This window comes from Microbacterium sp. CH1, from assembly GCF_001595495.1.
In the GTDB taxonomy this organism is placed as follows: domain Bacteria; phylum Actinomycetota; class Actinomycetes; order Actinomycetales; family Microbacteriaceae; genus Microbacterium.
On the sequence record NZ_LOSO01000022.1, the window covers coordinates 42,043 to 58,329 of the forward strand.

9 protein-coding genes are annotated in these 16,287 nt (G+C 70.7%); 4 read left to right on the top strand and 5 right to left on the bottom strand.

Annotation, left to right across the window (positions count from 1 at the left end; genetic code table 11):
* Positions 1-85: 85 nt before the first annotated feature.
* Positions 86-1,060, top strand: a complete 975-nt coding sequence (locus AUV07_RS15075) for a carbohydrate ABC transporter permease (RefSeq protein WP_025104707.1) — start codon at positions 86-88, stop codon at positions 1,058-1,060.
* Positions 1,057-1,977, top strand: a complete 921-nt coding sequence (locus AUV07_RS15080) for a carbohydrate ABC transporter permease (RefSeq protein WP_062637376.1) — start codon at positions 1,057-1,059, stop codon at positions 1,975-1,977. The genes AUV07_RS15075 and AUV07_RS15080 overlap by 4 nt, the downstream gene beginning before the upstream one ends.
* A gap of 289 nt (positions 1,978-2,266) precedes the next feature.
* Here the strand turns inward: AUV07_RS15080 and AUV07_RS15085 are convergent, their stop codons facing one another.
* Together AUV07_RS15085 and AUV07_RS15090 are read right to left on the bottom strand one after the other, a co-directional pair.
* A complete protein-coding gene (locus AUV07_RS15085) occupies positions 2,267-7,450 on the bottom strand; it encodes an endo-alpha-N-acetylgalactosaminidase family protein (RefSeq protein ID WP_062637431.1) in 5,184 nt (1,727 codons plus the stop codon).
* A 185-nt stretch (positions 7,451-7,635) separates the two neighbouring features.
* Complete coding sequence (locus AUV07_RS15090; RefSeq protein ID WP_082802992.1) at positions 7,636-9,453, bottom strand: glycoside hydrolase family 35 protein; 1,818 nt, start codon at positions 9,451-9,453, stop codon at positions 7,636-7,638.
* Positions 9,454-9,546: 93 nt separating this feature from the next.
* Between AUV07_RS15090 and AUV07_RS15095 the strand changes: the two genes are divergently transcribed.
* Positions 9,547-10,581 carry a LacI family DNA-binding transcriptional regulator gene (locus AUV07_RS15095; RefSeq protein WP_062637378.1) on the top strand — a complete coding sequence of 345 codons (1,035 nt, stop codon included), beginning with the start codon at positions 9,547-9,549 and terminating at the stop codon, positions 10,579-10,581.
* A 9-nt stretch (positions 10,582-10,590) separates the two neighbouring features.
* Here the strand turns inward: AUV07_RS15095 and AUV07_RS15100 are convergent, their stop codons facing one another.
* The 3 genes from AUV07_RS15100 to purM are packed head-to-tail and all read right to left on the bottom strand — an operon-like array spanning position 10,591 to position 14,504.
* On the bottom strand, positions 10,591-11,913 hold the full coding sequence (locus AUV07_RS15100) for an MFS transporter (protein ID WP_062637380.1): 1,323 nt from the start codon (positions 11,911-11,913) through the stop codon (positions 10,591-10,593).
* The gene (purF, locus tag AUV07_RS15105) at positions 11,913-13,385 is read right to left on the bottom strand and encodes an amidophosphoribosyltransferase (protein ID WP_062637382.1); all 1,473 of its coding nucleotides are present in this window, start codon (positions 13,383-13,385) and stop codon (positions 11,913-11,915) included. The genes AUV07_RS15100 and purF overlap by 1 nt, the downstream gene beginning before the upstream one ends.
* Positions 13,386-13,391: 6 nt before the next feature.
* Positions 13,392-14,504, bottom strand: coding sequence for a phosphoribosylformylglycinamidine cyclo-ligase (gene purM / locus AUV07_RS15110; RefSeq protein WP_025104715.1), 1,113 nt, complete (start codon positions 14,502-14,504; stop codon positions 13,392-13,394).
* 231 nt (positions 14,505-14,735) lie between these two features.
* On the opposite strand from purM, the gene AUV07_RS15115 reads away from it, so the two are divergent.
* Positions 14,736-16,208 (top strand): DUF5979 domain-containing protein, encoded by a 1,473-nt coding sequence (locus AUV07_RS15115; RefSeq protein ID WP_062637385.1) that lies wholly within the window; start codon positions 14,736-14,738, stop codon positions 16,206-16,208.
* Positions 16,209-16,287: the final 79 nt, after the last annotated feature.

The window sequence follows — 16,287 nt, forward strand, 5'->3', positions numbered from 1 at the left end:
ACCGGACGGCATCATCGGATGAACGACGGCGGAGTGCACGGGCGATCGTGCACTCCGCCGTCGTCGTGAGAGCGAGAGGCACATCATGGCCACAGTGACCGAGACGAGGGCAGCGGCGCCGCTCCCTCCCGCGCGCCGCCCCGTCGCCCCGTCGACCAGGCGATCGCGGATCCGAAGGGAGGGGCTGACCGGGTGGCTGTTCATGGCGCCGTTCGCGCTGCTGTTCGCCGTCGTCTTCCTCATCCCGATCATCGTGTCGGTCCGGTCGTCGTTCTTCGCGCAGGTGCCCGCCGGCGGCGGCCTGTACGGCGGCGGCGAGCTCGTCGACACCTTCGTCGGCCTCGACAACTTCGCCGCGGCGGCGACGGACGGCGCCTTCTGGGCCGGCATGGGACGGGTCGTGCTCTACGCGGCGTTCCAGATCCCGGTGATGATCATCGCGGCCCTCGCCCTGGCCCTGCTGCTGGACTCGTTCATCGTGCGCCGCCCCGCCCTGTTCCGCCTCGCCTTCTTCCTCCCGTACGCGGTCCCCGGCATCATCGCGGCGATGATGTGGCTCTACCTCTACACGCCCGAGGTGTCGCCCTTCCTGCCGTATCTGCCGGAGGGGACCGACCTCATGTCGCCGCAGACGATCCTCTTCTCGATGGCGAACATGACGACGTGGACCTACACGGGTTACAACATGCTCATCTTCCTGAGCGCCCTGCAGGCCATCCCCCGCGACCTCTACGAGGCCGCCCGCCTGGACGGCGCGACCGGATTCCAGATCGCGACCCGCATCAAGGTGCCGCTCGTGCGCGGTGCCGCGCTGCTGGCCGTGCTGCTGTCGATCATCGGCACGATCCAGCTGTTCAACGAGCCGGTCATCCTCGAAGCCGCGAACTCTTGGATGGGCAAGGACTTCACGCCGATGATGCTCACCTACAACACGATGATGGGCGAGCTGTCGCCGTCGGGCAGCGGTCCGGCGTCGGCGTACTCGCTGCTCATGGCCGGCATCGCGGGCGTGCTCGCGATCGTGTACGCACTGCTCCAGCGGCGGAAGGGCGACGCATGACCACCACACGACTCGTCACCGTGGCTCCGCCGACGAAGCGGCGCTCCCGGAAGCCGCAGGCGGCGGACGCCCCTCCCCCGTCGATCGCCCCCGGCCCCGCCGCGCGCACGTTCGGCATCATCGCCCTCGTCGTCGCCACGCTGTACTTCCTCGTGCCGGTGTTCTGGCTCGTGGTCGCCTCGACGAAGAACAACACCGACCTCACGTCGACGTTCGGCTTCTGGTTCGCCGAGCCGAACCTCGCCGCCAACTACGACAGCCTCATGGGCTGGACGCAGGGGCTGTTCTGGCGCTGGGTCGGCAACTCCCTGTTCTACTCGCTCAGCGCCGGGGTCATCGGCACGCTGTTCGCCGTGATGGCCGGCTATGCGATCGCCAAGTTCGCCTTCCCCGGGAAGAAGCTCGCGGTCGGCATCATCATGGCGGGGCTCCTGCTGCCCGTCGCCCTCCTCACGGTGCCGCTGTACATCGAGTTCCAGGCGCTCGGCCTCACGAACACGGTGTGGGCGATCATCATCCCCTCGGCGGTCTCGCCGTTCGGCGTCTTCCTCGGCATGGTCTACGCACAGTCGTCGGTGCCGACGGAGCTGCTGGAGGCCGCCCGCATCGACGGCGCCGGTGAGGGCCGGATCTTCTTCACGATCGTGCTGCGGCTGCTCGGCCCCGCGATGGTGACGATCTTCCTGTTCATCTTCGTGGCCACGTGGAACAACTTCCTCCTCCCGCTCATGATGATCTCCAGCCCCGACCTCAAGCCGGTCACCCTCGGCCTCTACGGCATGATGAGCTACTTCTCCCCCGACAAGGGCGCCGTCATGCTCGGGGCACTGCTTGGCGTGATCCCCCTCATCGCCCTGTTCTTCACGCTGCAGAAGTACTGGCGCTCCGGTCTCGCCGCCGGCGCCGTCAAGGGCTAGGCACCCCGACCGCACACAGACGACGATCACCGCCCGGCGCGCCCCTCGTTCATGGCGGCCACGATGCGCCCCTGCGCTCGCGCGGTGAGCACGGAATACACGCCAGGGTCGAGATCGCGGATGAGTACGTTCGGCATTTACGGCTCCTTTCGTGACTACCCCTCGAGTATCGGGGACCGGAGGCACGCTCTCCGGCCCCGGAACCGCGACCCGTGGAGAACCGGCAAACTCCCCGTCGCGTGCAGAAGAGGCCCGGGGCGAACCCCGGGCCTCTCCTGTGCAGAGGGACTCAGCTGCGTCGCCGCCGCCAGAGCCCCGCGCCGAGGGCGCTCAGCGCGAGAGCCCCGACAGCCACCGCCAGCCAGGTCATCCCCTCGGCGCCGGTCGTGGCCAGCGCCCCACCCGCGGCGGTCGCGGCCGCGGTGACCGCGAGATCCGCACGAGCGAGCTCGGCGCCCGCGGCGTTCGTCGCGACGAGCGCATGGGCACCGGCGGGCGTGGCCGCCGGAATGAGGACGGTCGCGACCGCGCTGCCGTCGGCGGCGATCGTCACCTCGCCCACGCGGACCGGCTCCGAGTGGAGCCAGAGCTGCACGACCGCCTCGGGGTCGAAGCCGCGGAGCTGCACGCGGAGGGAGTCTCCTGCCGCCGCGGTGCCGACCGACGGGGTGAGGACCGCTTTCTTCGCCGGCTTCGCCTTCTTGACCTTGAGGGCGGCGCCGGCCACCTCCGCGCCGGAGGCGTCCTTGACGAGGAAGCGGTGCTTCCCGACCGTCGCATCCGCGGGAACGAGCACGCGGGTGGTCAGCGCGCCGTGCGCATCGACCGTCGCGTCCCCGAGCCGCACGCCGTCCAGCCAGAACGAGACGGCAGCGCCGGGTGCGAAGCCCGAGAGCACGGCCTCGACCGTCTCCCCTGCCCGCACGGAATCCGTGCCGAGCGTGAGCACCGGGTCGGTCTCCGGGGCGCAGGCCCCGAGGTCGTCCTCGGGTCGCGTCTCCGGGGCGTGCCCGGCCTGCGGGGCGGTGGTGCCGTACACCGCCATCTCCGCCACGGCCGCGAACGGCGTGCCCGAGATGGACGAGGTCGCCGTCACCCGCACGTATCGCGCGGTCGTCGCGGCGAAGTCGACATCCTGCCACTCCGCGACGTTCTTCCACTCTCCCACCGCCACGTCGGTGAAGGTCTGCCCGTCGGTCGAGACCGCGACCTGGAAGCCCTTGATGGGGCCGTTCTGGTTCGCACCCCGGCGCAGGTAGGAGATGCCGTCGACCGTCTCCGCGGAACCGAGGTCGAACGTGAGCACGTGCGGATACCCGGGGGCGTCGCTGCTCCAGCGGCTGTGCCAGAACGTCCCGGCGTTGCCGTCGAGCATGTTCGCCGCCTTGCCGTCTTCGCCCGCGGTCTCCTCGGAGCTCGCGGTCGCGGTGATCTGCGCGTTCGGGATGCGGGCGCGGGAGGCCACAGCCGCCTCCTGCGCGGTCTGCACGGTCCGCACGTCGCAGTCGACGACGTAGGTGGCCGCGATGCCGATGCTCACCGGAGAGCCCGCGGCCGACGCCGGTGCCGTGAGTAGCCAGTCCGTCGTCACGCTCTCGCCGGGGGCGACCTTCGCGAACAGGTTCGACGACCCGTCTGCGACCTCGACGGTGTAGCCCTCCGGGAGGTCGAGCTGCACGCCGACGTTCTCCGCCAGGATGTCCTCGCTGTTGGTGAAGGTCGTGGTGAACGGGGTCTGCGCCCCGGGGCTCAGGGTCACGGCCTCGCCGGAGACGGTGGCGCACGGCGTGCCGCCCTCGGTCGGACCGAGGTCGGTGACCGTGAAGTCGTCGAGGACGAAGTCGACGTCCGGGCCGCCGACGCGCTCCAGACCGACCCACGTGTAGTCGCCGCACCCCACGATCACGTCCTCCTGGAACGCCGTGGTCTCCAGCGCCTGCACGACGGGGGTGTGACGCAGGGTCGTCGAGGAGATCTCCCCGTCGAGCACGGCGTCGGTGCCGGTCAGCCAGCGGTAGGCCCCGCTCGCGCCGGCCTGGTAGTCGAACCCGATGCGGTAGGTGTGCCCCGCCTGCAGCGGCACCAGCGTGGGGTCGGTCCGATAGACGACGCCGGAGTTCTCGGAGTGGGACATCAGCGAGTGCTCACCGGTGAGGGTGGTGTCCACCGCCAGCCCCGCGAGGGCTCCGCTGTCGAACGGCTTGGCCGTGTTGCGCCAGTCGCTCGTCGTGTACGGGTCGTGCCGCCGCGAGATGCTCGTGCGGGGGTCGTCGATGCCGTTGGCGTCGCCCTTCACGAACGGGCCCCACCCGGGCTGGTTGCCCTCGAAGTCGTTCGAGTACACCGTGCCGGCCGCGGCAGGGGCCGTCGTGTCCGCCATCACCCTGGCGTTGTCGATCCGCACCGCCGCGTCGCCGGCGACCGCCGAGACCGAGACGGTCACCTCGCCGGAGGCCGGCGCCAGGAACGACACCGATCCGCGCTGGTAGTACTGTCCGGCCTTCGAGTCGGCGCGCATGTAGTTGTACGTCGGGGACAGGTTCCAGGTGCGGCTCGCGACGCCGCCCCCGGTGTCGACCGCGACGCTCACGTCGCGCGTGGCCGTCGGATCGATCTGCACCTGCGCGGAGAACGCGTAGCGCTTCCCGGGGGTGAGGCCGGTGACGGTCTGCGAGATCGCGGAGGCGGACGAGCCGAACACCGCGATGTTGTCGCCCCGTGAGGCGTTCTTCGCCGCGCCGAGATCCGTGCGCTCGATGGTCACGTCGCCCCGGGGGTTCCACCCGTCGAGCGTCCCCGAGTTGAACCCGGGATCGGTCAGACCCGCGTCGCGATACTCGATCACCGCCCGCTGCGCTCCACCCTGAGGCACGACGACGTAGGCCACCCCCTTCTCGCCGGACAGCGTCAGCTTCCCGTCGACCGCGGTGACGGTGCGCACCTTCTCGCGGCCCTGGTCGCCGAGCGCGAACACGTCGAAGGTCGTGTTCCCGCGGAAGGCGTCCGTGAGACCGAAGGTCTTCTCGCCGCCGGAGGCCGTGAAGAAGTACATCTTGTCCGCGTCGACGGGCGAACCCGACTCGGCGCTCGACTCCAGCGACTGCCACGGCAGCAGGTAGGAGTCGCCCCGCAGGACGGTCGCGCCGTCCATCGTGACGACCCGCGTGCCGCCGTCTATCCGGGCCGCCACGTCGTCGGTGAAGGTCGCCTCGACCCCCGCCTCGTACGTCTGCAGGTCGAAGTGCTGCAGGAACTTCGTCGGCAGGCTCTGCGACCAGATGTTGTCGATGAAGCCGTCCCAGTTGCGGTTGCCCACCCAGCCCTCGGCATCGACGAGACGCTGCTGGCCGAGCAGGACGTCGTCGTTCCAGACGTCGGCCTGCGCATTCTGGATGAACCGCACCATGGTGGAGTTGATGCCCTTGTTGTCCTTGCCGCCATAGGCGAGGTCGTTCGGCCAGTGCGACCAGACCGTGCTGTCGACGAACTTGTCGCCCCACTCGGTCGCGACCTCGAGGTCCATGGCGTTCAGCTCGTCCGCGAGCTCCTCGGCCACCCAGCCGTTGGAGTAGTACACGTCGATGTAGACGCCGCTGAGCCCCGGCACCTCGTCCCGCAGCTGCTGGAAGCGGTCGAGCACGCGTCCGGTCCCGAGGTCGGTCTGCTGATTGATGTAGTACGACTGGTCCAGCCAATTCCAGCCCGGCTTGTAGGGCGGTGTGCCATCGAGGATCGCCGCGTCGAACGCGTCCGCCTGCGGGTAGATCTCCGTGGCGTTGACGTGCACGCTCATGTCGGCGTTGAGCTTCGCCCCCTCGTCGACGAGGCGGTTGAGGTCGGCGAGGCCGCCCGCACGCTCGTTGTAGTTCCCGCCGTAGTCGGTGTTCGCGGAGTCGTGTCCCTCGCTGCCGAAGCCCTTGTTGAGCACCCACTGCCCGAGGCCGTCTGTCTGGTTCGCGATGCGCTTGGTGTTGTCGAGCACGAGGTCGAAGTAGTTCGTGGCGCTCGAGGCGAAGTTGAACGGGATGCGGCTGACCACGCGGTCGGCGACCCGGTCGGCACCGAGGCGCGGGGCGTCGACCTCGCGGTAGCGGATCGCGGCGTCCTGCCAGTCCACGGTCTCGTCGCCGTTGCGGTCGGCGGTGAGGAGCACCGTGACCTTCGGCAGGGCGTAGGTCGTCACCCGGCTGTCGACGGCGGTGGTCGGATGGATGAGCCAGGTGTTCGAGCCGATCTCCGCGGTCCGGCCGTCGGCCGCGGTCACCCGCGTCGTGAGCCGGGTGTTCCACGAGGCGGTGCCGCCGGAGGCCTGCGTCGTCGCGTTCGTGATCACGCTGCCGGCGAGGGTCCCGTCGCCGAGGAACGCGAAGGCCGCGCCCTTCGTCCCGGTGGCCGTCGCCGCTCCCACCGCGATGTGCTCATCGGCGTTCGTGGTGCTGTTCGGGCTGATGACGGTGCGATCGAGGACGGCGCCGTCCGCGGCCGTCGCGGAGAGGAACGCGTTGTCGGGGAGCGCGAGGGTGTTCACCGCGGCGGAGCCGTCGACTCCGGTGACGGTGAACTCGACCGTGCCGTTCGCCGCGACGCGGATGCTGCTGCGCACCGTGACGTCGATGCCGGTCAGGGTCGAGACGTAGTCGACGCCGCTCGCCGTCGCCGTGGAGGTGGTGGTCGACGCATAGGCGGTGCCGTTGACCGCCCAGGTGCGCGCGGAGCTCTTCTGCCCGCCGAGGCGGTCATCGCCCACGCGGTAGCCGAGGATCTGCGGGAACGCGGAGGAGACGGTGGCGGTGGTGCCGCCCGCGGCGATCTCGACGGTGTCCCCGGTCTCCGGCTGCTCCGGCGTCTCCGGCTCGGTCACGATCGGCGGGAGCTCCTCGTCGGAGAGCACCCGGATCTCACCGGCGCCGCCGCCCGTGGTGCCCTGCGCATCGATGACGAGCAGCGCGACGTATCGGCCGTCCTTCGCGGTGTCCAGCGTGATGCGCTGTTTCTCGTCGTTCGCGGTGGGCGCGTGCAGCGTCGCGGCCGCGGCGGCGGCGCCCCATCCGCCGTCCGCGGGAGACGTCCGCGCAGCGTCGGCGTCGTCCGTGACGTAGACCTCGACGGTCTTGGCCGCGACGCTCTGCCCGCGCTTGACCGAGTAGTCCAGCGCCTTCACCGAGAGGGACCGCTGCAGGTCGAGGGCGATCCAGTGCGGGAAGGGCGCGTTGGACGAGTACCGCGACGTCCACTGCGTCGCATAGTCGCCGTCGAAGGCGCCGAGAGCCGTGCCGTCGAGCGAGGGCGGCGCCGGATACGGATCCGATTCGCTGGACACCGCGTGCAACCGGTACTCCGTCTGCGGGACGGGCAGGAGATCGGCGGCCTGTGCAGCGGTCGCGGGGAGGAGCGCTCCGCCGAGCGCGAGGGCCGTCGCCAGCAGGGAGCTGATGGCGACGGCGGTGCGCGGCGGTCGGGAAGGTGTCGACACGTCTTGCCTCTCGAACGGTGCGACGGCCGGAGGAAAGGACGCCCCGATGCGCCGCAGGTGGATCATCGATCGGAACCGATGTTTGCGCTATCACCGTAGAGGGAGCTTGTGGCTTAAGACAAGAGTCCAGCGTGAAGTATGCGCAAACATTGGCCGAAGGTCACCACCCGCGGCCCGTGTGCGGCTCAGGAGCCGATGAACTCCTCGGTCTCCCCGAAGGACGGCGCCTCCCGGATCTCCACCGTCGCCCCGAGGCCGTCGGTGTCGAGCACCACGATCTCGTTGCGCCCCGCGCGCCACAGCGGCGCGGGTGCGTAGAGCGTCTCCTGCGGACCCACGCTCCAGTAGCGTCCGAGCAGGAATCCGTTCAGCCACACCATGCCCTTGCCGCCACCAGGGAAGGCGAGCCACGCGTCCAGCGGTTCAGCGACATCCAGCGCGGCGACGGCGAGGCCGTCCGTTCCGACCGACCCGACGGCGTCCGAAACCGGAGCCGTCTGCGGCAGGAGACGATGCGTCCAGCCGTTCACAAGGCGGCGGCCGATCATCAGCCCGCGCATGATGCCCTTGCCCTCGCCGGTGTACGGCCCGTAGTTGATGCGTCCGAGGCTCTCGACGACGAGCGTCAGCCGACCGGAGCCGCCGTCCACGGGGAGAGCGAGAGACGTCTCGCCGTCCCGTTCGAGCACACCGAGGCGGCGGTCGTCGAGGAAGACGACCGCACGATCGTGCAGGCCGTCGATGGTCAGACTCGCCTCGTCGGGGAACGACACGTCAGCCTCGTAGGCGACGAGGCCGTCCTCCGCCCCGAGCTGCTCGAAGGTCAGCGGGCGTGGCGAGTGCGCGCCCGTGGCAGGGGTCGCCCGGACCACGTCGAGCAGACCCGCCCGCGGCTCCAGAGGCGCGGAGGCGGCGGACTGCCGCCGCGGCTGGTCGGGGACCGGCGGCAGCTCATCCGCGTGGAAGGGGGCGAAGAGCGCGCGAAGCGCATGGAACTTCTCCCCGAGGGTGCCGTCCTCACCGATCGGGGCGTCGGAGTCGTAGCTGGTCACCGTAGGCTGCAGCACGAGGTCGTGGTTCGCGCCGTTCCACAGACCGAAGTTGGTGCCCCCGTGCGCCATGTACAGGCTGACCGAACCGCCCTCGTCGAGGAGCTCGCGGACCGTCCCGCCCATGCTGTCCGCCGACCGCACATGGTGCCGCTCCCCCCAGTGGTCGAACCAGCCGCCCCAGAGCTCGCTGCACATCAGCGCCTCCCCGTGCCGACGTAGCGAGGCCGCCACCGGCACCCCGGTGCCGAACGTGAACGTCGTCATCGCGCCCGGTACGCTCCCATGCGCGATCATGTCCGGAGTGATCCCGTCGGCCGTCGTCAGCATCTCCACCATGCCCCGTCGCCGGAGCCCGTCGCGCAGGTGGGCGAGGTAGGCGGCGTCGCTGCCGAACGATCCGTACTCGTTCTCGATCTGGATCGCCACGATCGGCCCGCCGTACGCCGCCTGCAGGGGCACGAGCCGCGGGAGGAGCGCGTCATACCAGGCGTCGACGGCGGCGAGGAACGCGGGGTCGCTCGTCCGCAGCGCCGCGACCCGCCCGGTGAGCCAGAAGGGGAGCCCTCCGTTGGACCACTCCGCGCAGATGTAGGGACTCGGCCGGAGGAACACGTCGAGGCCGACCTCGCCGGCCAGCCGCACGAAGCGCTCGACGTCCTGCCAGCCGTCGAAGCGGATGTCCCCTTCGACCCGTTCGTGGAAGTTCCAGGCGACATAGGTGTCGACCGTGTTCGCGCCCATCGCGGCGAGTCGGCGCAGGCGGTCCTCCCATTGGTCCGGGTGCACGCGGAAATAGTGGATCGAGCCCGACAGGATGCGGTGCGGCGCACCGTCGCGGAGGATCTCCCCGTCGCGCCAGGACAGGGCGGGGGCGCCGGGGGCAGCGGCGTCTGTCGGCGCGGCGACGGCGGTGGAGAAGCCGTCGGAAGCCGCGGCGAGAAGGTCGGACATTGCACTCCCAGCTGAATTGTTTGCGTTCACATTATCGCATCGCCGATGTCCGCGCTCCCTGGTTTTCCGCCGATGGATCGCTACCATTGGGGCATGTCCCCTCGCCGTCCGAAAGACGACCGCGCCCCCAGCCAGGTCGACGTCGCCCGCCTCGCCGGCGTCTCCACCCAGACCGTCTCGCGCGTGATGTCGGGACAGGACAACGTCCGCCCGGAGACCGCACGACGGGTTCTCGCCGCGGTCGAGGAGCTCGGTTACCGGGTACACGCCGCCGCCGCGTCGCTCGCCTCGGGCCGCACCCGTGTGCTCGGCGTGATCGTGGTCTCGACCGATCGCTACTCCTCCGCCGCGCTCGGCGTCGGCATCCAGCAGGCCGCGGCGGCGAACGGCTACACCGTGACCACGGCGGCGGTGGCCGACCACGCCTCGGACGACGCGTTCCTCGAGGCCTTCGATCGCCTGGAGCGGCAGGGCGCGGAGGGCATCATCCTCGGTGTTCCGATCGCCCTGGAGACGCCGGCGCTGCGGACGCGTACCGAACGGACGCCCGCCACCCGGAGTGAGCGCACCTCCCTGGAGGAGGACGCCCCGCTCGCGGTCGACCAGCGCGCGATCGCCCGCCTCGCCGTGGAGCACCTCCTCGACCTCGGCCACGAGACCGTGTGGCACGTCTCCGGCGACGACTACTGGACGGAGACGCAGCAGCGCAGCGAGGCCTGGGAGCAGACGCTCCGCGAGCGCGGCATCGTCCCGCCGCCGGTGATCCCGGCGGACTGGACCCCGGAGTCCGGGTACCGGGCGGGCCGCACGATCGCCGCGATCCCCGAGGCGACCGCGGTCTTCGTCAGCAGCGACGAGATGGCGTTCGGCCTCATCCGCGCCCTGCACGAGGCGGGGCGCAGCGTGCCGGAGGACATCTCCGTCGTGAGCGTCGACGACATCGCCCTCGCCGCCTACGCCTCGCCCGCCCTGACCACCGTCCGTCAGCCGTTCGAGGCCATGGGCCGCGCCGCCGCGCTGCGGCTCATCACCCAGATCGAGGGCCACGACCCGGTCGGGGAGATGCCCTCCACCGACCCGCAGCTCATCGTGCGCTCCTCGACAGCGCCGCCTCGCGTCACGCTCTGACGGCGATCGTCACCAGCGGCCGTGACGCCCCTCCCACTCGTCCTCGATCGTGCGGCGGCGACCGGCGATGATGCCCGCGGGCACCGAGACGACCAGCACCCCCGCCACCACGAGAAGCGGCACCTGCCACCCGCCGCTGGTGTCGTGGAGAAGACCGACGAGGAGCGGGAACACCGCCGCGATCGCGTAGCCGATGCTCTGCACGAAGCCGCTGAGGGCGACCGCGCTCTCCGGCGTACGGGCCCGGATGCTCAGGAGCACGAGGCTCAGCGGGAACATGATCGCGGTGAGCCCGAAGATTGCCACCCACAGCGGCAGCGCGACGGTCGGGAAGAGCAGGAGACCGGCGAGCCCGACGAGACCGGCCACCACGGCCACGAAGAACAGCGGGCGGGTGGCCTGGAACCGCACGACGAGCACCGGCACGAGCATGGAGCAGGGCAGCCCGACGAGAGCGAACAGCGAGAGCAGGAAGCCGGCGGTCGCCGGGGTCACGCCGCCGAGGTCGACGAGGATGGTCGGCAGCCAGGCGAAGGCGACATAGGCCATGGTCGACGACGTGCCGAACACGAGGGCGAGCGCCCACGCCAGCGGCAGCCGCCAGAGCCGGCCGAAGACACGGGGACTCGCCGACTGGGTCGTGATCGGCCCGGTCGAGGCGGCGACCGCGTCGCGCACATCGTCCACGCCGTCGGTGGGGTCGGGGACCAGGAGCTCCGTCGGCACCGGGCGGTCGTCGCCGCGGGAGCGCACCAGCAGCGTGACCCAGGGCACGAGCGCGAGGGCGGCCACCACGCCCCACATGCCCAGCGAGATCCGCCAGCCGAGCGAGTCGGCGACGGGGACGGCGACCAGCGGCGGGAGGAAGGTCGAGACCGCGAGCGTCGTGGAGTACGCGGTCATCATGACGCCGAGCCGGTCGGCGAAGTACTTCTTGACCAGCGGCGGCAGCAGGACGTTTCCCGACCCCACGCCGGCGAACACGACCGCGGTCGCGGCCAGCAGGCTCCAGGAGTCGGGGGCGAGGCCGCGCAGCAGCATGCCCGCCGCCATCAGCACGATGGCTACGACCGCCATCCGCTCCAGCCCGAACCGGCGCTCGAACAGCGGGGTCAGCAGTCCGAACAGCGCGAAGCAGACAGGCGGAGCGGCGCCGATCAGCCCCACGATCACGGGGGCCACCGCGAAGTCCTCGGCGACGTGGTCGAGGACAGGAGAGAGCGAGGCGACCGCCGACCGCAGCGAGAACGCGACCAGCACGATCCCGATCAACGCGAGGGCGCGCCCCTGCCAGAGGGGCCGGCCCTGCGGCGCGCTCAGGGACCCGGACATCAAGAGGTCTGCGACCCCTCCACCCAGGCGAGGTACTCGTCGGTGACGGTGCCGGTGACGTAGCGGCCGTCGAAGCAGCTCATGTCGAGGTCTTCCAGTACGGAACCCTCGGTGATCGCGGCCTTCAGGTCGTCGACCTCCTGGTACACGAGGTGGTCGCAGCCCAGCTCCTCCGCGATCTCGGGGATCGTGCGGCCGTGGGCGATGAGCTCGTGCCGCGAGGGCATGTTGATGCCGTACACGTGCGGGTGCCGGACCGGCGGGGCGGCGGAGGCGAAGGTCACCGAGGCGGCACCGGCATCCCGGGCCATCTGGATGATCTCCTTCGAGGTGGTGCCGCGCACGATGGAGTCGTCGATCAGCAGCACGTTCTTGCCCTGGAACTCCGTCGACATGGCGTTGAGCTTCTGACGGACGCTCTTCTTGCGCACCGCCTGCCCCGGCATGATGAAGGTGCGGCCGACGTAGCGGTTCTTATAGAAGCCCTCGCGGTACTCGATGCCGAGCTTGCGGGCGACCTCCATGGCCGCGGGACGGGACGAGTCGGGGATCGGCATGACCACGTCGATCTTGTCCATCGGCACGTGCTTCGCGATCGTGTCGGCGAGCTTGTCGCCCATCCGCAGGCGGGACTCGTACACCGAGACGCCGTTCATGACGGAGTCGGGACGGGCGAGGTAGACGTACTCGAACGCGCAGGGCGCGAGGTGCGTCTCGGCGGCGCACTGCTTCGTGAACAGTTCGCCGTCGTTCGTGATGAAGACGGCTTCGCCGGGCTCGACCTCGCGCACGACCTCGTAGTCGCCGTTCTCCAGCACGAGGGACTCGCTCGCCACGACCCACTCGTCCTTGCCCTCGGCTCCGGGGACCGTGGAAGGGCGGCGGCCCAGGATCAGCGGACGGATGCCGAACGGATCGCGGAACGCGAGCAGGCCGTAGTTGGCGATGACGGCGATCACCGCGTACGCGCCCTCGATGCGGTCATGCGTGCGGGCGACGGCCTCGAAGATCCGGTCCGGGTCGAGGTCGACCGTGGAGGTCGTGGCCTGCAACTCGCCGGCGAGCACGTTGAGCAGCAGCTCGGTGTCGCTGGACGAGTTCAGGTGCCGACGGTCGCGCTGCGCCATGTCGGCGGCGAGCTCGCGCGTGTTCGTGAGATTGCCGTTGTGGATGAGGATGATGCCGTAGGGCGCGTTCACGTAGAACGGCTGCATCTCCTCTTCACTGGACGCGGTGCCCTTGGTGGCGTAGCGGACGTGGCCGAGACCGACGTTGCCCAGCAGTCCGCGCATGTCGCGGGTACGGAACGCCTCGCGCACCATCCCCTGGGCCTTGGCGTTGTGCATGACGCCGTTCGCCTCGGCGGTGGCGATGCCCGTCGCGTCCTGCCCGCGATGCTGCAGCAGCAGGAGGGCGTCGTAGATGTCCTGATTGACCGGGGCAGAGCCCACCATTCCGACGATGCCGCACATGGGCTCTTACTTCGCTCCGTCCGCGTAGGCGCCGACGAGGCGCACCGCTCCACCATCGACGCCCTTGGCGCCCTGTTCGAATTCGCCGGCCGGACGCGGGCCGAAGCCCACCGTGCCGACCTGCCAGGAGGGCATGCCCTCGGCGTTCAGCGCCGCGATCGCGGCGTCCGTCCTGTCCGCCGCCACCACGGCGAGGAATCCGATGCCGAGGTTCCAGGTGCCCTCGGCGGATTCCAGCGTGGAACCGGCGATGTCGCTCAGCACGCGGAACACCGGGCTCGGCGACCAGGTGCTGCGGTCGACCTCGACCCAGCTTCCCTGGGGGAGCACGCGCGCGAGGTTCGCGGCGATGCCGCCGCCGGTGACGTGGCTCAGCGCGTGGACCCCGCCGGAGGCCTCGATCAGGCGCAGCAGCGGCAGCGTGTAGAGGCGCGTGGGCTCGAGCAGAGCCTCGCCCCACGTCGAGCCGAAGTCTGCGGCGTTGTCGCCGTAGGAGATCCCGGCTCGGGTGATGATGTGGCGCACGAGCGAGTAGCCGTTGGAGTGCAGGCCGCTGGAGGCGACCGCGATGACCGCATCGCCGTCCTGCACGCGCTCCGCGCCCAGGATGGCGTCGGCCTCGACCACGCCCGTCGCCGCGCCGGCCACGTCGTAGTCGCGCGGGCCCAGGAGACCGGGGTGCTCCGCCGTCTCGCCGCCGACGAGCGCGGTGCCCGTCGCGGCGCACGCCTCGGCGATGCCGCGCACGATGTCCGCGATCCGCTGGGGGACGACCTTGCCGCAGGCGATGTAGTCGGTCATGAACAGGGGCTTCGCGCCCACCACGACGATGTCGTCGACGACCATGCCGACGAGGTCCTGGCCGATCGTGTCGTGCTTGTCGATGGCCTGCGCGATGGCGACCTTGGTGCCGACGCCGTCGGTGCTGGTCGCGAGCAGCGGACGCCGGAAGTCGCGCAGGGCGCTGGCGTCGAACAGACCGGCGAAACCGCCGACACCGCCGAGCACCTCGGGGCCGTGCGTCGCGCGCACGGACGACTTCATCAGTTCGACGGCGAGGTCACCCGCCGCGGTGTCGACGCCGGCTTCGGAATAGGGGTTGGTGGGGGAGGCAGCCACTCGAACAGCCTACCGCCCGCGGGCGCCCCGTCGGCTCGCGGCCCGCTTCGAGCGCGGGGCGTATCGAGCGATACCGAAACGTCCTCATCTGTAGCGTAATGGTCCGCGCATGTGAGAGTCTATCGGCGAATCGGGCGGGCTCGACGACCGGGTGTCCGGAAAGAACAGGAGAGGTGGACTGTGCGCATACAGAAGAAGAGAACGGAGCGACGACGCGGGAGAAGGCGAGGCGTGGCGAGCAGCGCCGTCGCCCTCCTCGCCTTGGTCGGGCTCGCGGTGCCGCCGACGGCGCAGGCGGCGGAGCTGGATGCCATCACGGCGGTGACGGTGGTGGAACCGACAGGCGGCATCCACCTGTACGACACCCTCCGACTCGAGGCCACCTGGGCCGTTCCGGACAGCGCGCAACCGGGGGACACCTTCTCGCTCGCCTTTCCCACGACACCCCGCTTCGTCGGGGTGGCTGCGACGTTCCCCCTGCGGGACCCCGCCGGCGCGACCGTCGGCACCTGCGCCGTCGCGGCGACCGCCATCGCCTGCACGCTGAGCGACTACGTCCTCACGCATGACAACGTCCACGGCACCCTGTTCTTCCAGATGAAGGCGGAGGAGACCACCGAGGAGGACACCGTGACCTTCACCACGGGGGACGGTGGTCCGATCACCGTGGAGATCCCCGGTGGTGGCGTCGGCCCGCAGCGCCCCGAGCCGGTGCCGACGGACGCGACCAAGTCGGGCGTGCAGACGACCGACGGGACGATCGAGTGGTACATCTGGGTCCCCGGACGACTGCTCGGTGGAGAACGCCCGACCCTCACGGACACCGCGACCCCGGGACTGAACCTGCTGCCCGACACCGTGGCGATCGGTTCGGTCGCGACCGACGCGTGGGCGGGAGGCCTGTTCGACCCGGCGGACTTCCACCCGCTCGCGGCGGGGTCGGACTTCGTCCTCACGCCGGGCGACGCCGGCTCGTCGTTCACCGTGGAGCTCACGGCGCCGGCGCAGGCCGACCGCCTGTATCGACTGTCGTATCAGACCGCGCTGCCGGCGGATGCGCACAACGGCCAGGTGTTCGCCAACACCGTCTCCGGATCGAGCGTCACCACCACTACGGCGACCGTGAGCGCGAGCGTGGCGGGCGGCGACGGCGAAGGGGACGGGCGCGGCGGGTTCTCGGTCGCGAAACGGATCGTCGGCGAGGGGGCACCCCTCGTCCCGGCCGATGCGACGTTCGCCGTCGACTACTCCTACCCCACCGCGGACGGTGCGGTGACCGGAACGCTCATGCTGCCCGCGGACGGCACCGCGCGCGACGTCGCGCAGATCCCGGCGGGCGCGGTTGTGACGCTGTCGGAGCACACCGCGGAGGCCGTGCCCGGTGTCGTGTGGGGACGCCCGCAGTTCCGCGGTGCCGGCGTGACCACGACCGAGGAAGGCGCACGGCTCACGATCGGCGCAGGGTCGGTCGTAGCCGTCGAGCTGACCAACCCGACCACGCTCTCCCCGCCCTCCCCGAGCACGCCCCCGACCACCGCGGAACCGCCATCCCCGTCGGAGCCGACGCCGCCGCCCGCTCCACCCGCAGGGCTGGCCTCGACCGGTGGGGACATCAGCGGCCTCTTCGGGCTCACCGCGGGGGCGGTGCTCGCGCTGGCGACCGGGGTCGTGCTCCGTCGTCGTGCGGGGACACGGCGTGGATAGCTGCTCGCGGGCGCGCGGAGGCACCACCACTCCTTACGGTCCCGAAAGAAGTCCTCCGCCCGCCTTCGCGGCTGCTTAG